We start from the raw sequence: 15,195 nt of genomic DNA, 5'->3' as shown, positions 1-15,195 counted from the left end.
ACGGCCCGGCCGCTACGGCACCACCGTCACCGGCCAGCGGCCCGCCTTCACCAGGCGCACCGCCACCGAACCCACCAGCCGGTGCCCGGCCCGCTCCGAGGCCCCCACCACCACCGCGTCCGCCCGCAACTCGTCCGCCGCCGTCGCCAGCCCCGTGAAGGGGTCGCCCCGGAAGGTGTGGAACTCCCAGCGCACGTCGTACGTGCCCCGCAGCCGCTCCGCCGTGGCCCGGATCTCCGCCATCAGCCCCTCGGCGATCTCCTCCGTGGTGTCGGCCACCGGCGCGCCCAGCGCCACCCCGCCCGAGAGCACCGGCTGCACGTACACCACCGCCAGCAGGGCGTTCTGCCGCCGCGCCAAGCCCGCCGCGTACGCCGCCGCCCGGAACGAGCTGTCCGAGCCGTCCAGGCCCACCAGGATCACCTTGGGCCCGTCCGTGCCCCGTTCGAATGCCGTGCTCCGCTTTTCGCTCACGGGTACGAGGCTATCCCTTCGGCGCGCGCGAGCGGCCCGGCGTCCCTACAGTGCCAACCATGAGTGTCATCACGGCGCAGGACCGGACCCAGGGCACGCGCAACCGCTTCCTGGCCCGCGTGCCCGACGGCTTCGCGGGCTTCTTCGGCACCCTCGGCCTGTTCTGCGTCCTGCTCGCGCTCTCCCCCGGACTGCGCCGGCTCCTGCAACCCGTGGTGCGCTTCTTCGACCTGGTCATCGTGCCGGTCAGCCCTAACCTGGCCTACGCCGTCTTCCTCTTCCTGCTCGCCGCCGCCCTCGCCACCCGCAAGAAGGTCGCGTGGTGGATCGTCGTGGTCTACCTGGGGCTGATCGTCCTCGTGGACGTGCTCATCGTGGTCCAGATCCAGGACTACTGGTGGTCGATCCCCTCCCTCGTGGTCGCGATCGGCGCGATCACCCTGCTGGTCCTGGCGCGCAAGGAGTTCTACGCCGCCTCCCGCCCCGGCGCCCTGTGGCGGGCCCTGCTCGTGCTCGGCCTCGGGCTGCTCGCCGCCGTCCTCGTCGGCTGGGGACTGGTCGCCCTCTTCCCCGGCGACCTGCCGCACGGACAACGGCTCGACTGGGCCGCCAAACAGGTCTTCGGCGGGCTCTTCTCGGCCCGACAGTTCGACGGCCACCCCCCGCGCGCCCTGTACTTCCTGTGCGGCCTCCTCGGCGCCCTCGCCCTGCTGAACGCCGCCGCCACCCTCTTCCGCTCCCAGCGCCTGACCGCGGCCCTCCACGACGACGAGGAACCCCGCATCCGCGCCCTGCTGGCCGCCTACGGGGGCAACGACTCCCTCGGCTACTTCGCCACCCGCCGCGACAAGGCCGTGGTCTTCGCCCCGAACGGCAAGGCCGCCGTCACCTATCGCGTCGAGGCCGGCGTGGCCCTCGCCAGCGGCGACCCGGTCGGCGACCCCGGGGCCTGGACCCCGGCCGTGGACGCCTGGCTGGCCGTGGCCCGCCGCTACGGCTGGCAACCCGCCGTCATAGGCGCCTCCGAGGAGGGCGCCACCGCCTACGCCCGCTCCGGGCTCAGCGCCCTGCAACTGGGCGACGAGGCCATCTTGGACGTGGCCCGCTTCGACCTCGACGGCCGCGAGATGCGCGTCACCCGCCAGGCCGTCAACCGGGTCCGCCGCACCGGGGCCACCACCCTCATCCGCCGCCATTCCACCCTCGACGAGGAGGAGATGCGCCGGATCATCGAACGGGCCGACACCTGGCGCGACACCGAGACCGAACGCGGCTTCTCCATGGCCCTGGACCGGCTCGGCGACCCCGCCGACGGAGACTGCCTGCTCGTCGAGGCATTCGACGCGGACGGCGAGCTCATCGCCCTGCTGTCCTTCGTGCCCTGGGGCAAGGACGGCATCTCCCTCGACCTCATGCGCCGCGACCGCAAGGCACCCAACGGGGTGATGGAGTTCATGGTCGCCGAACTGTGCGCGGCCGCCCCCCGCCTGGGCGTGCGCCGGATCTCCCTGAACTTCGCGGTCTTCCGCTCCGCCTTCGAGGAGGGCGGCCGGATCGGCGCCGGCCCGGTGCTGAAGCTCTGGCGCAAACTGCTCCTGTTCTTCTCCCGCTGGTGGCAGCTGGAGGCCCTGTACCGCTCCAACGTCAAGTACGGGCCCGACTGGTACCCCCGTTTCCTGTGCTACCAGGACGCCGGCTCGCTGGCCCGGGTCAGCCTGGCCTCCGGCATCGCCGAGGGCTTCGTCTCCGTGCCCAGCCTGCGCAAACTGCGCGGCAACGCCCGCCCGCGCGGCCTGGTCGCCCCCGTCAACACCGCCCACCTGCCGGCCATCGACTCCCTCGGCCTGGAACGGGTCGGGGCCTCCGGAGCCGCCGGTGCCCCCCGGATGCCCGAACAGGTCCTGGTCCGGCACCGCAAGCTCGACCGGCTGATCGCCGAGGGCGTCGACCCCTACCCCGTGGGCATCCCCGCCCGCACCCACACCGTCGCGGCCCTGCGCGCCGCCCACCCCGGCTACCCGCCCGGCGCCCGCACCGGGGAGAGCGCCACCCTCGCCGGCCGCGTGATGCTCGTCCGCGACCTCGGCGGCGTGGTCTTCGCCGTGCTCCGGGACTGGTCCGGGGACCTCCAGCTGATGCTGACCCGCGAGGAGTCGGGCCGGGAGACCCTCGACGCCTTCACCTCCCGCCTCGACTTCGGCGACCACGTCGTGGCCACCGGCGAGATCGCCGCCAGCCGCACCGGGGAGCTCTCCCTGCTCGTGAAGGACTGGCAGCTCACCGGCAAGTGCCTGCGCCCGCTGCCCGACAAGCGCAAGGGCCTGGCCGACCCGGAGGCCCGGGTCCGGCGCCGCTACCTCGACCTCGTCGCCGGCCCCGAGGCCCGCGAGGTGGTCCGGGCCCGCTCCACCGCCGTCCAGGCCCTGCGCCAGGGGCTGCTGGAGCGCGGCTACCTGGAGGTCGAGACCCCGATGCTCCAGCAGATCCACGGCGGCGCCAACGCCCGCCCCTTCCGCACCCACATCAACGCCTACGACCTCGACCTGTACCTGCGGATCGCCCCCGAGCTGTACCTCAAACGGCTCTGCGTCGGCGGCATGGAGAAGGTCTTCGAGATGGGCCGCACCTTCCGCAACGAGGGCGTCTCCTACAAGCACAACCCCGAGTTCACGATGCTGGAGGCGTACCAGGCATTCGCCGACTACGACGTGATGCTCGACCTCACCCGCGAACTCATCCAGGGCGCCTCCACCGCCGCCTTCGGCCGGCCGATCGCCCGCAAGGCCGGCCCCGACGGACGCGTGAAGGAGTACGACATCTCCGGGCCCTGGCCGGTCAAGACGGTGTACGGGGCGATCGGCGAGGCCCTCGGCGAGGAGGTCACCGCCGACACCCCCGAGCACGAGCTGCGCCGGCTCTGCGACCGGGCCGGGGTCCCGCACACCCCGGAGAACGGCCGGGGCGACGTGGTGCTGGAGATGTACGAGCGCCTGGTCGAGGAGCGCACCACCCTGCCCACCTTCTACAAGGACTTCCCCACCGAGGTCTCGCCGCTGACCCGCCAACACCGCAAGGACCCCCGGCTGGCCGAACGCTGGGACCTCGTGGCCTTCGGCACCGAACTGGGCACCGCCTACTCGGAGCTCACCGACCCCGTCGAACAGCGGCGCCGGCTCACCGCCCAGTCCCTGCTCGCCGCCGGCGGCGACCCGGAGGCCATGGAGCTCGACGAGGACTTCCTCGACGCCCTGGAGTACGCGATGCCGCCCACCGGCGGGCTCGGCATCGGCGTGGACCGGCTGGTCATGTTCCTCACCGGGCTCACCATCCGCGAGACCCTGCCCTTCCCCCTGGTGCGGCGCGGCTGAGCGAAGGGGAACGCGAGGGGCGGGTGGGACCGGTGAGGTCCCGCCCGCCCCTCGCGTTTTTCACCCATCAGGGTGGGATCAGGCCAGGTCGGAGGAGGTGTCACCGCGCCTCTCGACAATCGGCCCGATCTCATTGATACGTAGTAATAATGAAAACTGACGAACCGACAGTAGGGCGGCGCGTCCTGCTGCGCGGCGCCGTATTCCTCGGAGTCGCCGCGGCGGCCGGCCTGGCCGTCCAAGGCGAGTCGGGCACCCCCGGCGGCACCGGCGGCGGTTCCGGGACGACGGGGACCGGCGCGGCCGGCGCCGGCGCGGCGGGACCGGCCGCGGGAGCCCCCGGGCGGGCCGGCCTGCCCCCCAACACCATGACCGACTACCGGCTGCGCCCCCTCACCGGCGAACCCCCGGCCCGCGCCGCGAAACCCGCCCGCGCCCCCGTCCGCACCCGCCCCGTCGAATCCCTGCCGCACACCGCGGCGGTCGGCGCGGGGGTCGTCCTCACCTTCGACGACGGCCCCGACCCCCGCTACACCCCCGCCATCCTCGACACCCTCGCCCGGTACCGCTCGCACGCCATGTTCTTCGTCTGCGGGGAGATGGCCGTCGAACACCCCGACCTGCTCAAGCGGATGGTCGCCGAGGGCCACGTCATCGGCAACCACACCTGGAGCCACCCGCTCATCCCCAAGCTCTCCCGCCCCGCGCTGGCCCGCGAGATGAGCCACACCAGCGAGGTGGTGGACAAGGCCGTCGGCGCGCCCCCGCAGTGGTTCCGCGCGCCCTACGGGGCCTGGAACCGGGCCGCGTTCGAACTCGGCTCCGAACTCGACATGGAGCCCCTGGCCTGGACCGTGGACACCCTGGACTGGAAGGAGCCCGGCACCGGGACCATCGTCTCCCGGGTGCTCGGTGGGGTCGGGCCGGGCGTGATCGTCCTCAACCACGACGCGGGCGGGGACCGCAGCCAGAGCGTGCGCGCCCTGGAGTCCTACCTGCCGGCCGTGCTCGCGCGCGGCTACCGCACCGTGCTGCCGGACCGGACCACCCCGCTGCCGGTCTGAACGCCCGCGCGGCCCCGCCGACCGTCACGGTTCGGCGGGGCCGCGGCGGCTCAGCGGGATTCGACCATGCGGGCGAAGGCCACCACGTTGCCGTCGTACCCCTTGGAGCGGGTGTAGCCGCCGCCGCACGTGATCACGCGCAACTCGGCGCCCCCGGTGTCCCCGTAGACCCGCGCGCCGGGGAAGTCGTCCTTGGCGAAGACCTCCACCCCGTACACCTCGAAGACCGCCGTGCGCCCGTCGTAGCGGTCCACCTCGATCCGGCTGCCCTTGGCGAGGGAGCCCAGCCCGTAGAAGACCGCCGGGCCGCGTTCGGTGTCCACGTGCCCGACCAGCACGGAGGTGCCCTTCTGGCCGGGGGAGACGCCGTTGAGGTACCAGCCGGCGAGGTTGGGGTCCTGGGCGGGCGGCGCGTCGATCCAGCCCTCGGCGTCCAGACCCACCGTCATCACCGGCGCGTCCACGCGAATCGAGGGGATCCGCACCCGCTGCACCGAGGAGTGGTCCAGCGCCGGCACGGCCCCCTCCGGGCCCGCCGACTCCCGCCCGGCCTCGTCCGGGGCGCGCGGCGCGGCGGACGCGCGCGGCGGGGCCTTCACCCCGCCGCCGACCGCCGAGGCCGCCGTCGGCTGCGGCGGCCCCTCCTCCTGCGTCGCCCCGTTGCGGATCAAGGCGACCCCGGTGAGCAGCACCAACGCGATGGCGCCCCAAGGCGAGGGCCGGCGTCTGCGCTGCCCCCACTCCTCCTCGATCATGGCTCTCCCTTCCCGGCGCGGGGGTCCCGACCCGCGATCCGTGTCCCCGCCCCTGGTCACGCCCTACTGCTCGCACGCTAAGGGCGCCGACCGGGCTCGGCGAGGGGGGAGGGGCGAACGGGTGGCGGCCCCGGTCCCACCCGGGTGCGGGCGGGACCGGGGCGGATGCCGCCGGGGTCGGGCGTGACGCGCCGTCAGTGCCGGCGGGCGGCCCGACGACGGGCGGCGAAGGCCAGGCCGGCGGCCCCGGCCAGGGAGAGGCCGATCCCGGCGCCGATGGTGGTGGTGTCCATGCCCGCCACGCTGCCGCCGAGGCCGCCCCGGACCCCGCGGGCCACGGCGGTGGAGGCGGTGGTGGGCAGGGTGGTGGTGCCGCCCGCGATGGTGAGGGCGGCGGAACCCGTCTCCCCGTTGCAGGTGAAGGAGACCGAGTACTGGGCGCCGCGCCGGGCGTCCCGGTCCACCGTGACCCGGGCGGTGCGCCCGCGCGGAATGCTCACGGAGTCGAAGACCCCGGAACTCACGGTGGCGGAGGCGGCGTTGCAGCCGGTCACCGAGAGCACCACCGCACCGCCGGGGGCGACCGTGGAGGGGCTGAGGGCGAAGCCGAAGGAGGTGATCGGCGCGGCGGGGGCGCCGGGGCCGGGTGGGCGGGCGTCGGCGGCGTGGGCCCCGAGCGAGCCGGCCAGGAGGGCGGCGCCGGCGGCGCCGAGGACGAACAGGGTCCGGGCAGAGGTGTGTATCGCACCCATGATGAGCACTCCGCATCCCCGAGGGGCCGCCACGGAAGGGGGATCCCGTGTGAGGGGGCGGTCGCCTCGACGTGCGTCACGCTAGGCGCGCGGCCCGTCACCCGCGATCAGGGTCGGGCGAACGGGTCACGGGTGTGGGCCGAACCGGGGAGGCGCACGGGGTGGCTCCCCGGTTCGGCCCGCCGCGTGTGGACGCGGGCGCGCGGGTGGGCTCGTGGCCCGGGGCTCAGTCCAGGCCGAGGTGCGGGAACTGGGTGAGGAAGGGTTCGGCGGTGGCCGCCAGGCCCCGGCCGAAGGGGGCGTCGAAGTCCCAGATCAGGAACAGCAGGAACGCGATCAGGGCGCTGAACAGGCCCGCGAGCAGCATCTCGCGGAAGGTGCGGCGGATCTGCAGGGTGAAGATCATGCCGACCGTGATGAGGGCCCCGATGATCAGCCCGAACCACACCACCCCGGGCATGGTGTCCGAGGCGCTCGCGGCGCGTCCGGAACGGGCGTCGTCGGCGATGGCGACCTGGTCGACGAGCGGCTGGTATGCCTGGCCCTCGTGGTCGTTGGCCGGCTGGTAGTCGGTGACGTCGCGCCGGATCTTCTCCAGGAGCGCGGTCCCCTTGTCGCTGAGCCGACCCTTTTCGGCCATCTCCTTCCATTCGGTGTTCACGACGTAGGTCACGTAGGTGTCCACGTCGGTGCGGATCCGGGCCCGCACGTCCGAGGGATACACCTGGGCGCGGGCGCTCACCTCGTGCAGGGCCTGGGCCTCGGCGCGCACGTACTCCTGGGCGGCCCCGCGGCCCTCCCAGACGCCGGCGATCGCCAGGCCCAGCACGATCGCGTAGATCACGCCGATCATCATCGTCATGTACTCGATGACGTCGGGGGTCTCACTGGGGTCGTCGTCCTCGCGCAGTCTGCGGTTGCTGAGGAACGCGATGGTCAGGACCACGACACAGGCGGCGGCCATCGCGAGGGACAGGACGAGCCATTCCGACAACATGACTCCCAAATCGGTGGGTCGGTGGGTCTACCGCGGCCGGAGCGCGACGATCGCGAACACGGCGGGGGCGGCGGTGAGCAGGGTGAAGGTGAGGGGTGAGATGTGGTGTTCGGCCGGTTTGCGGCGGGCCGGCGGCCGGTAGTGGGGCAGCGCGACCGGCCGGGCGGCGGGGCGCGGAGCGAGGGTCGGGGTGGGCGTGGGCTCCGGCGCGGGCGGCGGAGCCGGGGCGCGTCGGACCACGACCGGCGGGGGCGGCGGCGCCGGGGCCACGAGGGGCCGGGGCGGTGGGGTGGGGCGCGGGGTCGGGGCGGGCGGGGGCGTGGGCTTCGGCGGTGGTTTCGGCTTCGGGGTCGGTTTCGGGGTGGGGGTCGGCTTCGGGGTGGGCGTGGGTGTCGGGGTCGGCTTCGGGGTCGGCTTGGGGGTGGGGGTCGGTGTGGGCGTGGGCGTCGGGGTGGGCGACGGTTTCGGCGGGCAGGGCGGGGGCGGCTCGCACGGGTGGTGCCCGTGTCCGCCGTGGGGTCGGCCCGGGCGCCCGTGGTGTCCGCAGCAGTGTCCGCCGTGGCCGCCGGCCGCGACGAGGGAGACCGAGACGTCGCCCGTCTCCACCGTGATCGATGCCGTCGCGCAGCCGCCCGAGGCCGCGGCCGGAGTCGCGCCCAAGGCGACCCACAGCAGGACCGGGGCCACCATCAGGCGCCGGGCAAGGGGTCTGTTCACCCGGGGAGCATGGGCCCGCGTACGCCCGCGCGCGGGGGGATCGCGTACGGTTCGCCTGAACGGGGGATCTTGGGGAGGGGGAGGTTTGAGCCAAAATCGAACGCGGCCGTTCGCGGACCCGCGCATTCACGCCAGAGTTTGATCCTGACCGATCACGAAGTGACGCGAGTCGAGCACTTCGCTTTGCCGTGTGACCAAGAACGGATCGGTGATTTCCGCTTTTGCTCGCCCGGTCGTCGGATGATCAGTACATTCGGCACCACAGCACACCGGGGGCGGTTCCGGCACCCGGTCGGACTACGTCTTGGAGACCTCGATGGAGCGCCCCGACTGGGCCCCTGCCGGCATCGACATATCGGTGCCCAGCGTGTCCCGCATCTATGATTACTATCTGGGCGGATCGCACAATTTCGAGGTCGATCGCGAAGCGGCGCGACGGGCCATGGAATTCATGCCGGGCCTGCCCAAGGTGATGCAGGCGAACCGCGCGTTCATGCGCCGCGCGGTCCGACACGCCGCCGCCGAGGGCATCACGCAGTTCCTCGACATCGGCTCCGGTATCCCCACCTTCGGCAACGTCCACGAGGTCGCCCGCGCCGCCACCCCCGAGGCCCGCGTGGTCTACGTGGACCACGACCCGGTGGCCGTCGCGCACAGCCGTGCCGTGCTCGACGGGGCCGCCGACGCCACCATCCTCGCCGGCGACCTCCGCAAGCCCCGGGAGATCCTGGACAGCCCGGAGACCACCGGACTGCTCGACCTCTCCCGCCCGGTGGCCCTGCTGCTCGTCGCCGTCCTGCACTTCGTCGAGGACTCCGACGACCCCTACGAGGCCGTCGCCGAACTCCGCGCCGCCCTCGCCCCCGGCAGCATGCTGATCCTCACCCACGCCTCCTACGAGGGCATCCCGCTGCCCCAGGAGGTCGCGGGCGGCACCGTGGGCGTCTACCGCGAGATCAAGAACCCCCTGATCATGCGCTCCAAGGCCGAGGTGACACGTTTCTTCGACGGGTTCGAGCTGCTCGACCCGGGCGTGGTCCCGATGCCGCTCTGGCGACCCGAGACCCCCGAGGGCGACACGGAACCGCGCCCCGAGGACCCCTACGGCTCCTCCGGATTCGCCGGCGTGGGACGCCTCGCGTGAGACTCCCGGCCCGGGCGCCCGACGGGGGCGCCCACACTCCCGCGCACCGGGCGGGGACGGAGGACCGGATCGCCCGGTTCGCCCGCATCTGGAGCCGCGCGATCTTCCCCGCCACCGCCACCTCGCTCACCCGCGCGGAATTCGAGGAGCACCTGCTCGGACCGGCCCGCGTGCTGAGCCGCGCCCTGTACGCCCGCCCCTTCGACCCCACCGTCGCCCACGGGGTCGGGGCCGGACTCGTCGACCTGCACTGCACCGACCCCGAGGTGCTCTCGGGCACCCTCGGCGTGGTCGAGTCCTACCTCGTGCTGTACTGCGGCCCCGAGGGCGCGGGCACCGAGGAGGCGGAGGAGTACCGGGCCCGCTGCGCGCGCCTGCAGCACGGGATCGCCGCCGGCTTCGCCCGCGCCCTGCGTGAGCGCACCCTGCGGGAACAGGAGGCCATCGCCCGTTCGGCCCTCACCGCCCGCAGCGACGCCCAACAGGCCCTGCACGCCAGCGAGGCCCGGTTCCGGGCGGTGTTCGAGGGCGCCGCCGTCGGCATCGGGATCGCCGACCTCCAGGGGAACATCCTGGAGGTCAACGACACCCTGCTGCGGATGTTCGGCGGCCTGGAACACCACCTGCGGGGCCACAACATCAGCGAGTGGGGCCACCCCGACGACGCGCCGACCGTGTGGCGGATGTACGAGGAACTGGTCCGGGGCGAACGGGAGCACTACCGGGCCGAGAAGCCCTACTACCGGCGCGACGGCACCGTCCTGTGGACGAACCTCACCGTCTCCCTGCTGCGCGACCCCGAGGGCCTGCCGCAGTACCAGCTCGCCCTCATGGAGGACACCACCGAACGCCGGCTGCTCAACCTGCGGTTGCGCTACGAGGCCACCCACGACGCCCTCACCGGCCTGCCCAACCGCACCCTGTTCTTCGAACGCCTGGAGAAGGCGCTCGCGGGCAAGGGCCGGTTCGGGCTGTGCTACCTCGACCTCGACGGCTTCAAGGCCGTCAACGACAGCCTCGGGCACTCGGCGGGGGACCGCCTGCTGGTGGAGGTCGCCGACCGCTTGCAGAGCTGCACCACCGGGCCCGGCGAGGTCGTGGCGCGGCTCGGCGGCGACGAGTTCGTGGCCCTGACCACCGGCACCGACACCGAGCACGAGGTCACCGAACTCGCGTTGCGGATCCTCGGCGCCCTCTCCACCCCGATCCGGCTGGAGGGCAGGGAACTCACCGTGCGCGGCAGCATCGGGATCGTGGAGGGCCCGGCGGGGGAGCGGACCCCGGCCGAGGTGCTGCGCAGCGCCGACATCACCATGTACCGGGCCAAGGCCGCCGGCGGCAACCGCTTCGAGTTCGCCGACGCGGAGGCCGACGCCCGAGCCATCACCCGGCACGGCCTGACCACCGCCCTTCCCGCCGCCCTCGAACGGGGCGAGTTCTTCATCGAGTACCAGCCGCTGGTGCACCTGCACGACGGGACGGTGCGCGGGGCCGAGGCCCTCGTGCGGTGGTCCCACCCCCAGCACGGGGTGCTCGGCCCGGACCGGTTCATCCCGCTCGCCGAACGCACCGGCCTCATCGTGCCGCTGGGCCGGTGGGTGCTGGAGGAGTCGGTGCGCCAGGCGCGGATCTGGCAGAGCGACCACGGCGGCGCGCTGCGGGTCAACGTGAACCTCTCGCCCACCCAGCTCCACCACCCCGGACTGGTGGCCGACACCGTCGCCGTGCTCGAACAGGAGGGACTCGAACCCGGATCCCTCTGCCTGGAGCTGACCGAGTCCGCCCTGATCGGGGCCGACGACGCCCTCCTCGAACCGCTGCGCCGACTCGCCGACCTCGGCGTGGACATCGCCCTCGACGACTTCGGGACCGGCTACTCCAACCTGGCCAACCTGCGCCGGCTGCCGGTCAGCGTGCTCAAACTGGACCGCTCCTTCACCCAGGGGATGCAGCGCCAGCCCGCCGACCCGGTGGACCTGAAGATCGTGGAAGGGATCGTCGCCCTGGCCCACAGCCTCTCGCTGGCCGTCACCGTGGAGGGCGTGGAGACCGGGGTGCAGGCCGCGCAACTGCGGGCCCTTGGCTGCGACACGGCCCAGGGCTGGTACTACGCCCGCCCCGGGGCCCCCGACCGCATCCACACCCTCAGCCTCAGCGACGCGAGCTGATCCCGCCGCCGGGCCTGGTCCGCCGCCACGGACCACGCCCCGGGCACCCCGCCCCAGCGCCCACCCCGGCCCCGGCCGCGGGGGTCACGCGGGGGTCAGGCCCACCTCCGTGCCCCGGCCCGGTCGACGCACCGCCCGCATGACGCGGGCGTGCCGGGCCGCGGTGTCCCGCAGGAGTTCGTCCGCGGCGGGGGACCGGGCCGCCTCGTAACGGTCCTCGGCGGCCCCGGCCGCCGTCCGGTCGCCGGCCCGCAGCGCCTCGGCCAGGGCGTCGGCCAAGGCCACGGCGTCCGCGAGGCCCGCCCGCATCCCCTGACCGCCCGCGATCGGGTGCACGTGCGCCGCGTCCCCCGCGAGGAAGACCGGTCCGCGACGCAGCGAGCGGGCCCGCCGCAGGTTCGGGCGCCACGAGGAGAGCCAGGTCGGATCCGACAGCCGGATCCCCGTCGGGCCCGCGCACCGGTCCAGACGCTTCTGGAGGAAGGCGAGGGAGACCGGCCGCAGCACGCCCCCCTCGTCGTGTTCGACACCGGTCTGGATCTGGAACATCTCCGTCCCCGGTATCGGGCACATCAGGACGCCCTCGCCCGCCGAGGTGAACCACTGGTGCCAATGGTCCCGGTCCAGGCCGGGAGCCCGGACGTCGCCCACCGACATCTCCGCCGCGTCCGCCGTCACCCCGTCGAGGGCGATGCCCGTCAGTCGGCGCACCGCGCTGCGGCCGCCGTCGCAGCCCGCGAGATAGCGGAAGGTCACGACCTCCCCCGAGGAGTCCCGCACCCCGCCGCCGGACACGTCCGACCACAGCTCCGTCACCGCCCTGCCGTACTCCACCGAGACCCCCAGCCCCGCCAGGTGCCCGCGCAGCGCCTCCTCCAGGCGCCACTGACCGATCACCAGGCCGTCCGGCACCTCGGTGTCCGCGACGAACTCGCCGTCGAAGTACTTGCGCAGCGTGATCCCGCGCCGCCCGGCGGCCCGCACCCGCTCGCCCGCGCCCAGGGAGTCCAGCAGGGCCAGGGTGTCCTCGTGCAGCCCCTTGCCCCGCGACTCCCGGTGGGGCCCCGACCGCGCGTCCAGGACCCGGACCGGCACCCCGTTCGCCGCGAGGGCCGAGGCCAGGGTCAATCCCGTCGGCCCGGCGCCGACCACCAGGACCTCGGGGTTCGCCCGCCCCGCCGGGACGGTGCCGTTCTTCCTCACGGTGCCGTTCTTCCTCATCGCATGCCTCCGCCGTGTCCGTCGCCCTTCGACCTCAATGAAAACGCAACCCGGTAAAAAATGCAACCGGGTAATGAAAGTGACCCGGGAACGAGTGGGGTTAAGCTCGCGGGGTGACCACGAGCGACGAGAACGCGGGCGCGGCGGAGGGATCGCTGCGCGAGACGAAGAAGGCGCGCACCCGCGCGCGGCTGGCGAGCACCGCCCTGGAACTCTTCCTGGAGCGCGGGTTCGCCGAGGTGTCGGTGGCCGACGTGGCGCGGGCCGCCGAGGTTTCCAAACCCACCCTGTTCCGCTACTTCCCCACCAAGGAGGACCTGGTCCTGGACCGGTTCGCCGACCACCAGGACGAGGCCGCCCGCCTGGTCCGCGAACGCCCCGCCGGACAGGACCCCGTGACCGCCCTGCGCCTGGCCCACCGGGCCGGCCTCGACGCGCGCGACCCCATCACCGGCCTCTGCGACCACCCCGGCGTGCTGGCCTACATGGAACTGCTGCACGCCACCCCCGAACTCGCCGAGGGCATGGCCCGCTACACCACCCGCGAGGTGGACCTGCTCGCCGACGCCCTCGGCGCCGAGGGCGCCGACCCCCTCGTGGCCCGGCTCGGCGCCCTGCACCTGATCACCACCCGGCACGAACTGGGCCGGGCCGCGTGGGAGCTGATCCGCGCCGGACGCACCGCCGACGAGGCCGCCCCCCTCGCCCACGCCGCCGCCGACCGGGCCTTCGACCTGCTCGCCTGCGGCCTCACCCCCGCCCTGACACCCTCTGCCCTGACCGCCGCCGCCCGCCCCTGAACGACCCACGCCCGCCCCTACCCGCCTCAGCCCCCGGCGCCCCGCACCAGGCCCCCGCCCAGCAGCATCCGGCGCAGCTCGCGCGCCGCCCGGGGCGGGGCGACGTCCGTACGGTGCGCCAAGGCCACCGTGCGCCGCAGCGGCGCCCCCGCCAACGGGGTCGTCCGCACCCCCGACCCGGCCCGCTCCGCCACCATCTCCGGCACCACCGCCACCCCCAGCCCGGCCCGCACGAACCCGACCACCGCGTCCATCTCCCCGCCCTCCACCGTGAACGAGGGCTCGAACCCGGCCGCCCGACAGGCCGTCACCGTCATCTCCCGCAGGTCGTAGCCGTGCCGGAACATCACCAGCGACTCCTCCCGCAGCCCCGCCACCGTCAGCGGCCGGCCCCCGCCCGGCGCCGGCCGGTCCGCCGAGGAGATCACCACCAGGTCCTCCGTCAACAACACCACCGTGGTCAACGCCGGCGCCGCCGGCGGCAACGGCAACGTGATCAGCGCCAGGTCCAGCTCGCCCCGCGCCAGCTCCCGCACCAGGTCCCGCGACCCGCTCTCCTGCACGATCAGCCGGATCCCCGGATGCGCGGCGTGGAAGGCCCGCAACACCTCCGGCACCAGCCCCGTGCACAGGCTCGGCGTCGCCCCCAGGCGCACCCGACCGCGCCGCAACAGCGCCAGCTCCTGCACCTCCAACCGGGCCGTGTCCGCGTCCGCCAGGATCCGGCGCGCCAACGGCAACAGCGCCTCGCCCGCGTCCGTCAACGCGATGTTCCCCCGGGCCCGCCGGAACAGCTCCGCCCCCAGCTCCCGCTCCAGCGCCTTGATCTGCTGCGACAGCGAGGGCTGCGCCACGTGCACCCGCTCCGCCGCCCGCGTGAAGTGTCGGGTCTCGGCCACGGCGACGAAATACACCAACTGTTGGAACTGCATCCTCCCAGCGTAGAGGCCCTGCATAGGCAGGGCCTATCAACATGAGCACCATCATGTCTTGGACCTTTCGGGACCTTCGTCCCTACGGTCGAGAACATGGCATTGGCAACCCGGACGCCCCGAAAACCGTCCCTCCCCCGCACCCTCTGGGACTCCACGCTCGGCAAGAAGGCCGTGATGGCGGTGTCCGGGCTGATCATGCTCGGCTACCTGGTGCTGCACATGCTCGGCAACCTCAAGATCTTCTTCGGCGCCGAGGAGTTCAACGGCTACGCCCACTGGCTGCGCACCCTCGGCGCGCCCTTCCTGCACCACGAGTGGGCCCTGTGGATCGTCCGTGTGGTGCTCGTGGTCGCCGTCGTCGCCCACGGCGTCTGCGCGTACCAGCTCAGCCGCCGCGACATCCGCGCCCGCCCCGTGCGCTACGCCCACAAACGCCCGCGCGCGAGCTACGCCACCCGCACCATGCGCTGGGGCGGAGTCATCCTCGGCCTGTTCATCGTCTGGCACCTGCTCGACCTGACCACCCTCACGGTCAACGAACGCGCCTGGGCCGGCCACCCCTACGAGAACGTCCTCGCCACCTTCTCCACCTGGTACGGCAACACCATCTACCTCGTGGCCATGGCCGCCCTCGGCCTGCACGTGCGCCACGGCTTCCGCAGCGCCGCGCACAGCCTCGGCGCCGGCCACGCCCGCCGCGAGAAGGCGCTCGGCCTCGCCGCCAACGCCCTCGCCCTCGTCCTCTTCACCGGCTTCGTCGCCGTGCCCGTCGGCGTCATGACCGGAGTGGTGAACTGACC

13 protein-coding genes are annotated in these 15,195 nt (G+C 73.6%); 6 read left to right on the top strand and 7 right to left on the bottom strand.

All coding sequences use genetic code 11. The features are described from left to right. Positions 1-12 precede the first annotated feature (12 nt). The gene (locus ACN20G_RS01535) at positions 13-474 is read right to left on the bottom strand and encodes a universal stress protein (RefSeq protein ID WP_424210869.1); all 462 of its coding nucleotides are present in this window, start codon (positions 472-474) and stop codon (positions 13-15) included. Between the two features lie 59 nt (positions 475-533). Between ACN20G_RS01535 and lysX the strand changes: the two genes are divergently transcribed. Together lysX and ACN20G_RS01525 are read left to right on the top strand one after the other, a co-directional pair. Next, the gene (gene lysX / locus ACN20G_RS01530) at positions 534-3,842 is read left to right on the top strand and encodes a bifunctional lysylphosphatidylglycerol synthetase/lysine--tRNA ligase LysX (protein WP_424210868.1); all 3,309 of its coding nucleotides are present in this window, start codon (positions 534-536) and stop codon (positions 3,840-3,842) included. 149 nt (positions 3,843-3,991) lie between these two features. Beyond that, positions 3,992-4,906 carry a polysaccharide deacetylase family protein gene (locus ACN20G_RS01525; RefSeq protein WP_424210867.1) on the top strand — a complete coding sequence of 305 codons (915 nt, stop codon included), beginning with the start codon at positions 3,992-3,994 and terminating at the stop codon, positions 4,904-4,906. Between the two features lie 50 nt (positions 4,907-4,956). Here ACN20G_RS01525 and ACN20G_RS01520 read toward each other — a convergent pair whose 3' ends face one another. The 4 genes from ACN20G_RS01520 to ACN20G_RS01505 all read right to left on the bottom strand — a co-directional run bounded on the left by ACN20G_RS01520 (position 4,957) and on the right by ACN20G_RS01505 (position 8,127). Further along, complete coding sequence (locus ACN20G_RS01520; RefSeq protein ID WP_424210866.1) at positions 4,957-5,661, bottom strand: class F sortase; 705 nt, start codon at positions 5,659-5,661, stop codon at positions 4,957-4,959. A 194-nt stretch (positions 5,662-5,855) separates the two neighbouring features. Continuing rightward, positions 5,856-6,413: a hypothetical protein gene (locus ACN20G_RS01515; protein WP_424210865.1), complete on the bottom strand. Its 558-nt coding sequence runs from the start codon at positions 6,411-6,413 to the stop codon at positions 5,856-5,858. A 226-nt stretch (positions 6,414-6,639) separates the two neighbouring features. Further along, positions 6,640-7,407, bottom strand: a complete 768-nt coding sequence (locus ACN20G_RS01510; protein ID WP_424215326.1) for a DUF4239 domain-containing protein — start codon at positions 7,405-7,407, stop codon at positions 6,640-6,642. Positions 7,408-7,437: 30 nt separating this feature from the next. Beyond that, positions 7,438-8,127, bottom strand: a complete 690-nt coding sequence (locus ACN20G_RS01505; protein ID WP_424210864.1) for a hypothetical protein — start codon at positions 8,125-8,127, stop codon at positions 7,438-7,440. A gap of 316 nt (positions 8,128-8,443) precedes the next feature. Between ACN20G_RS01505 and ACN20G_RS01500 the strand changes: the two genes are divergently transcribed. Further along, positions 8,444-9,271 (top strand): SAM-dependent methyltransferase, encoded by an 828-nt coding sequence (locus tag ACN20G_RS01500; RefSeq protein WP_424210863.1) that lies wholly within the window; start codon positions 8,444-8,446, stop codon positions 9,269-9,271. Next, complete coding sequence (locus ACN20G_RS01495; protein ID WP_424210862.1) at positions 9,268-11,439, top strand: putative bifunctional diguanylate cyclase/phosphodiesterase; 2,172 nt, start codon at positions 9,268-9,270, stop codon at positions 11,437-11,439. Before ACN20G_RS01500 ends, ACN20G_RS01495 begins: the two co-directional genes overlap by 4 nt. Positions 11,440-11,523: 84 nt before the next feature. Here the strand turns inward: ACN20G_RS01495 and ACN20G_RS01490 are convergent, their stop codons facing one another. Next, complete coding sequence (locus ACN20G_RS01490) at positions 11,524-12,642, bottom strand: FAD-dependent monooxygenase (RefSeq protein WP_424210861.1); 1,119 nt, start codon at positions 12,640-12,642, stop codon at positions 11,524-11,526. A gap of 131 nt (positions 12,643-12,773) precedes the next feature. Here ACN20G_RS01490 and ACN20G_RS01485 point away from each other — a divergent pair, with 131 nt between their 5' ends. Continuing rightward, on the top strand, positions 12,774-13,460 hold the full coding sequence (locus tag ACN20G_RS01485) for a TetR/AcrR family transcriptional regulator (RefSeq protein ID WP_424210860.1): 687 nt from the start codon (positions 12,774-12,776) through the stop codon (positions 13,458-13,460). A gap of 26 nt (positions 13,461-13,486) precedes the next feature. Here ACN20G_RS01485 and ACN20G_RS01480 read toward each other — a convergent pair whose 3' ends face one another. Beyond that, the gene (locus tag ACN20G_RS01480; protein WP_424210859.1) at positions 13,487-14,392 is read right to left on the bottom strand and encodes a LysR family transcriptional regulator; all 906 of its coding nucleotides are present in this window, start codon (positions 14,390-14,392) and stop codon (positions 13,487-13,489) included. Positions 14,393-14,488: 96 nt separating this feature from the next. On the opposite strand from ACN20G_RS01480, the gene ACN20G_RS01475 reads away from it, so the two are divergent. Further along, a complete protein-coding gene (locus tag ACN20G_RS01475) occupies positions 14,489-15,193 on the top strand; it encodes a succinate dehydrogenase (protein WP_424210858.1) in 705 nt (234 codons plus the stop codon). Positions 15,194-15,195: the final 2 nt, after the last annotated feature.

Origin of the sequence: Streptomyces dryopteridis (assembly GCF_049606955.1) — a bacterium.
In the GTDB taxonomy this organism is placed as follows: Bacteria; Actinomycetota; Actinomycetes; order Streptomycetales; family Streptomycetaceae; genus Streptomyces.
The sequence above is the reverse complement of the archived record's forward strand: the minus strand, read 5'-3'. Positions and strand labels throughout refer to the sequence as shown.

What these genes read in the sequence shown, in the direction of transcription:
- lysX (WP_424210868.1), top strand. Translation starts at nt 534, where the DNA reads ATGAGTGTCATCACGGCGCAGGACCGGACCCAGGGCACGCGCAACCGC.
- ACN20G_RS01525 (WP_424210867.1), top strand. Translation starts at nt 3,992, where the DNA reads ATGAAAACTGACGAACCGACAGTAGGGCGGCGCGTCCTGCTGCGCGGC.
- ACN20G_RS01520 (WP_424210866.1), bottom strand. Translation starts at nt 5,661, where the DNA reads ATGATCGAGGAGGAGTGGGGGCAGCGCAGACGCCGGCCCTCGCCTTGG.
- ACN20G_RS01515 (WP_424210865.1), bottom strand. Translation starts at nt 6,413, where the DNA reads ATGGGTGCGATACACACCTCTGCCCGGACCCTGTTCGTCCTCGGCGCC.
- ACN20G_RS01500 (WP_424210863.1), top strand. Translation starts at nt 8,444, where the DNA reads ATGGAGCGCCCCGACTGGGCCCCTGCCGGCATCGACATATCGGTGCCC.
- ACN20G_RS01480 (WP_424210859.1), bottom strand. Translation starts at nt 14,392, where the DNA reads ATGCAGTTCCAACAGTTGGTGTATTTCGTCGCCGTGGCCGAGACCCGA.
- ACN20G_RS01475 (WP_424210858.1), top strand. Translation starts at nt 14,489, where the DNA reads ATGGCATTGGCAACCCGGACGCCCCGAAAACCGTCCCTCCCCCGCACC.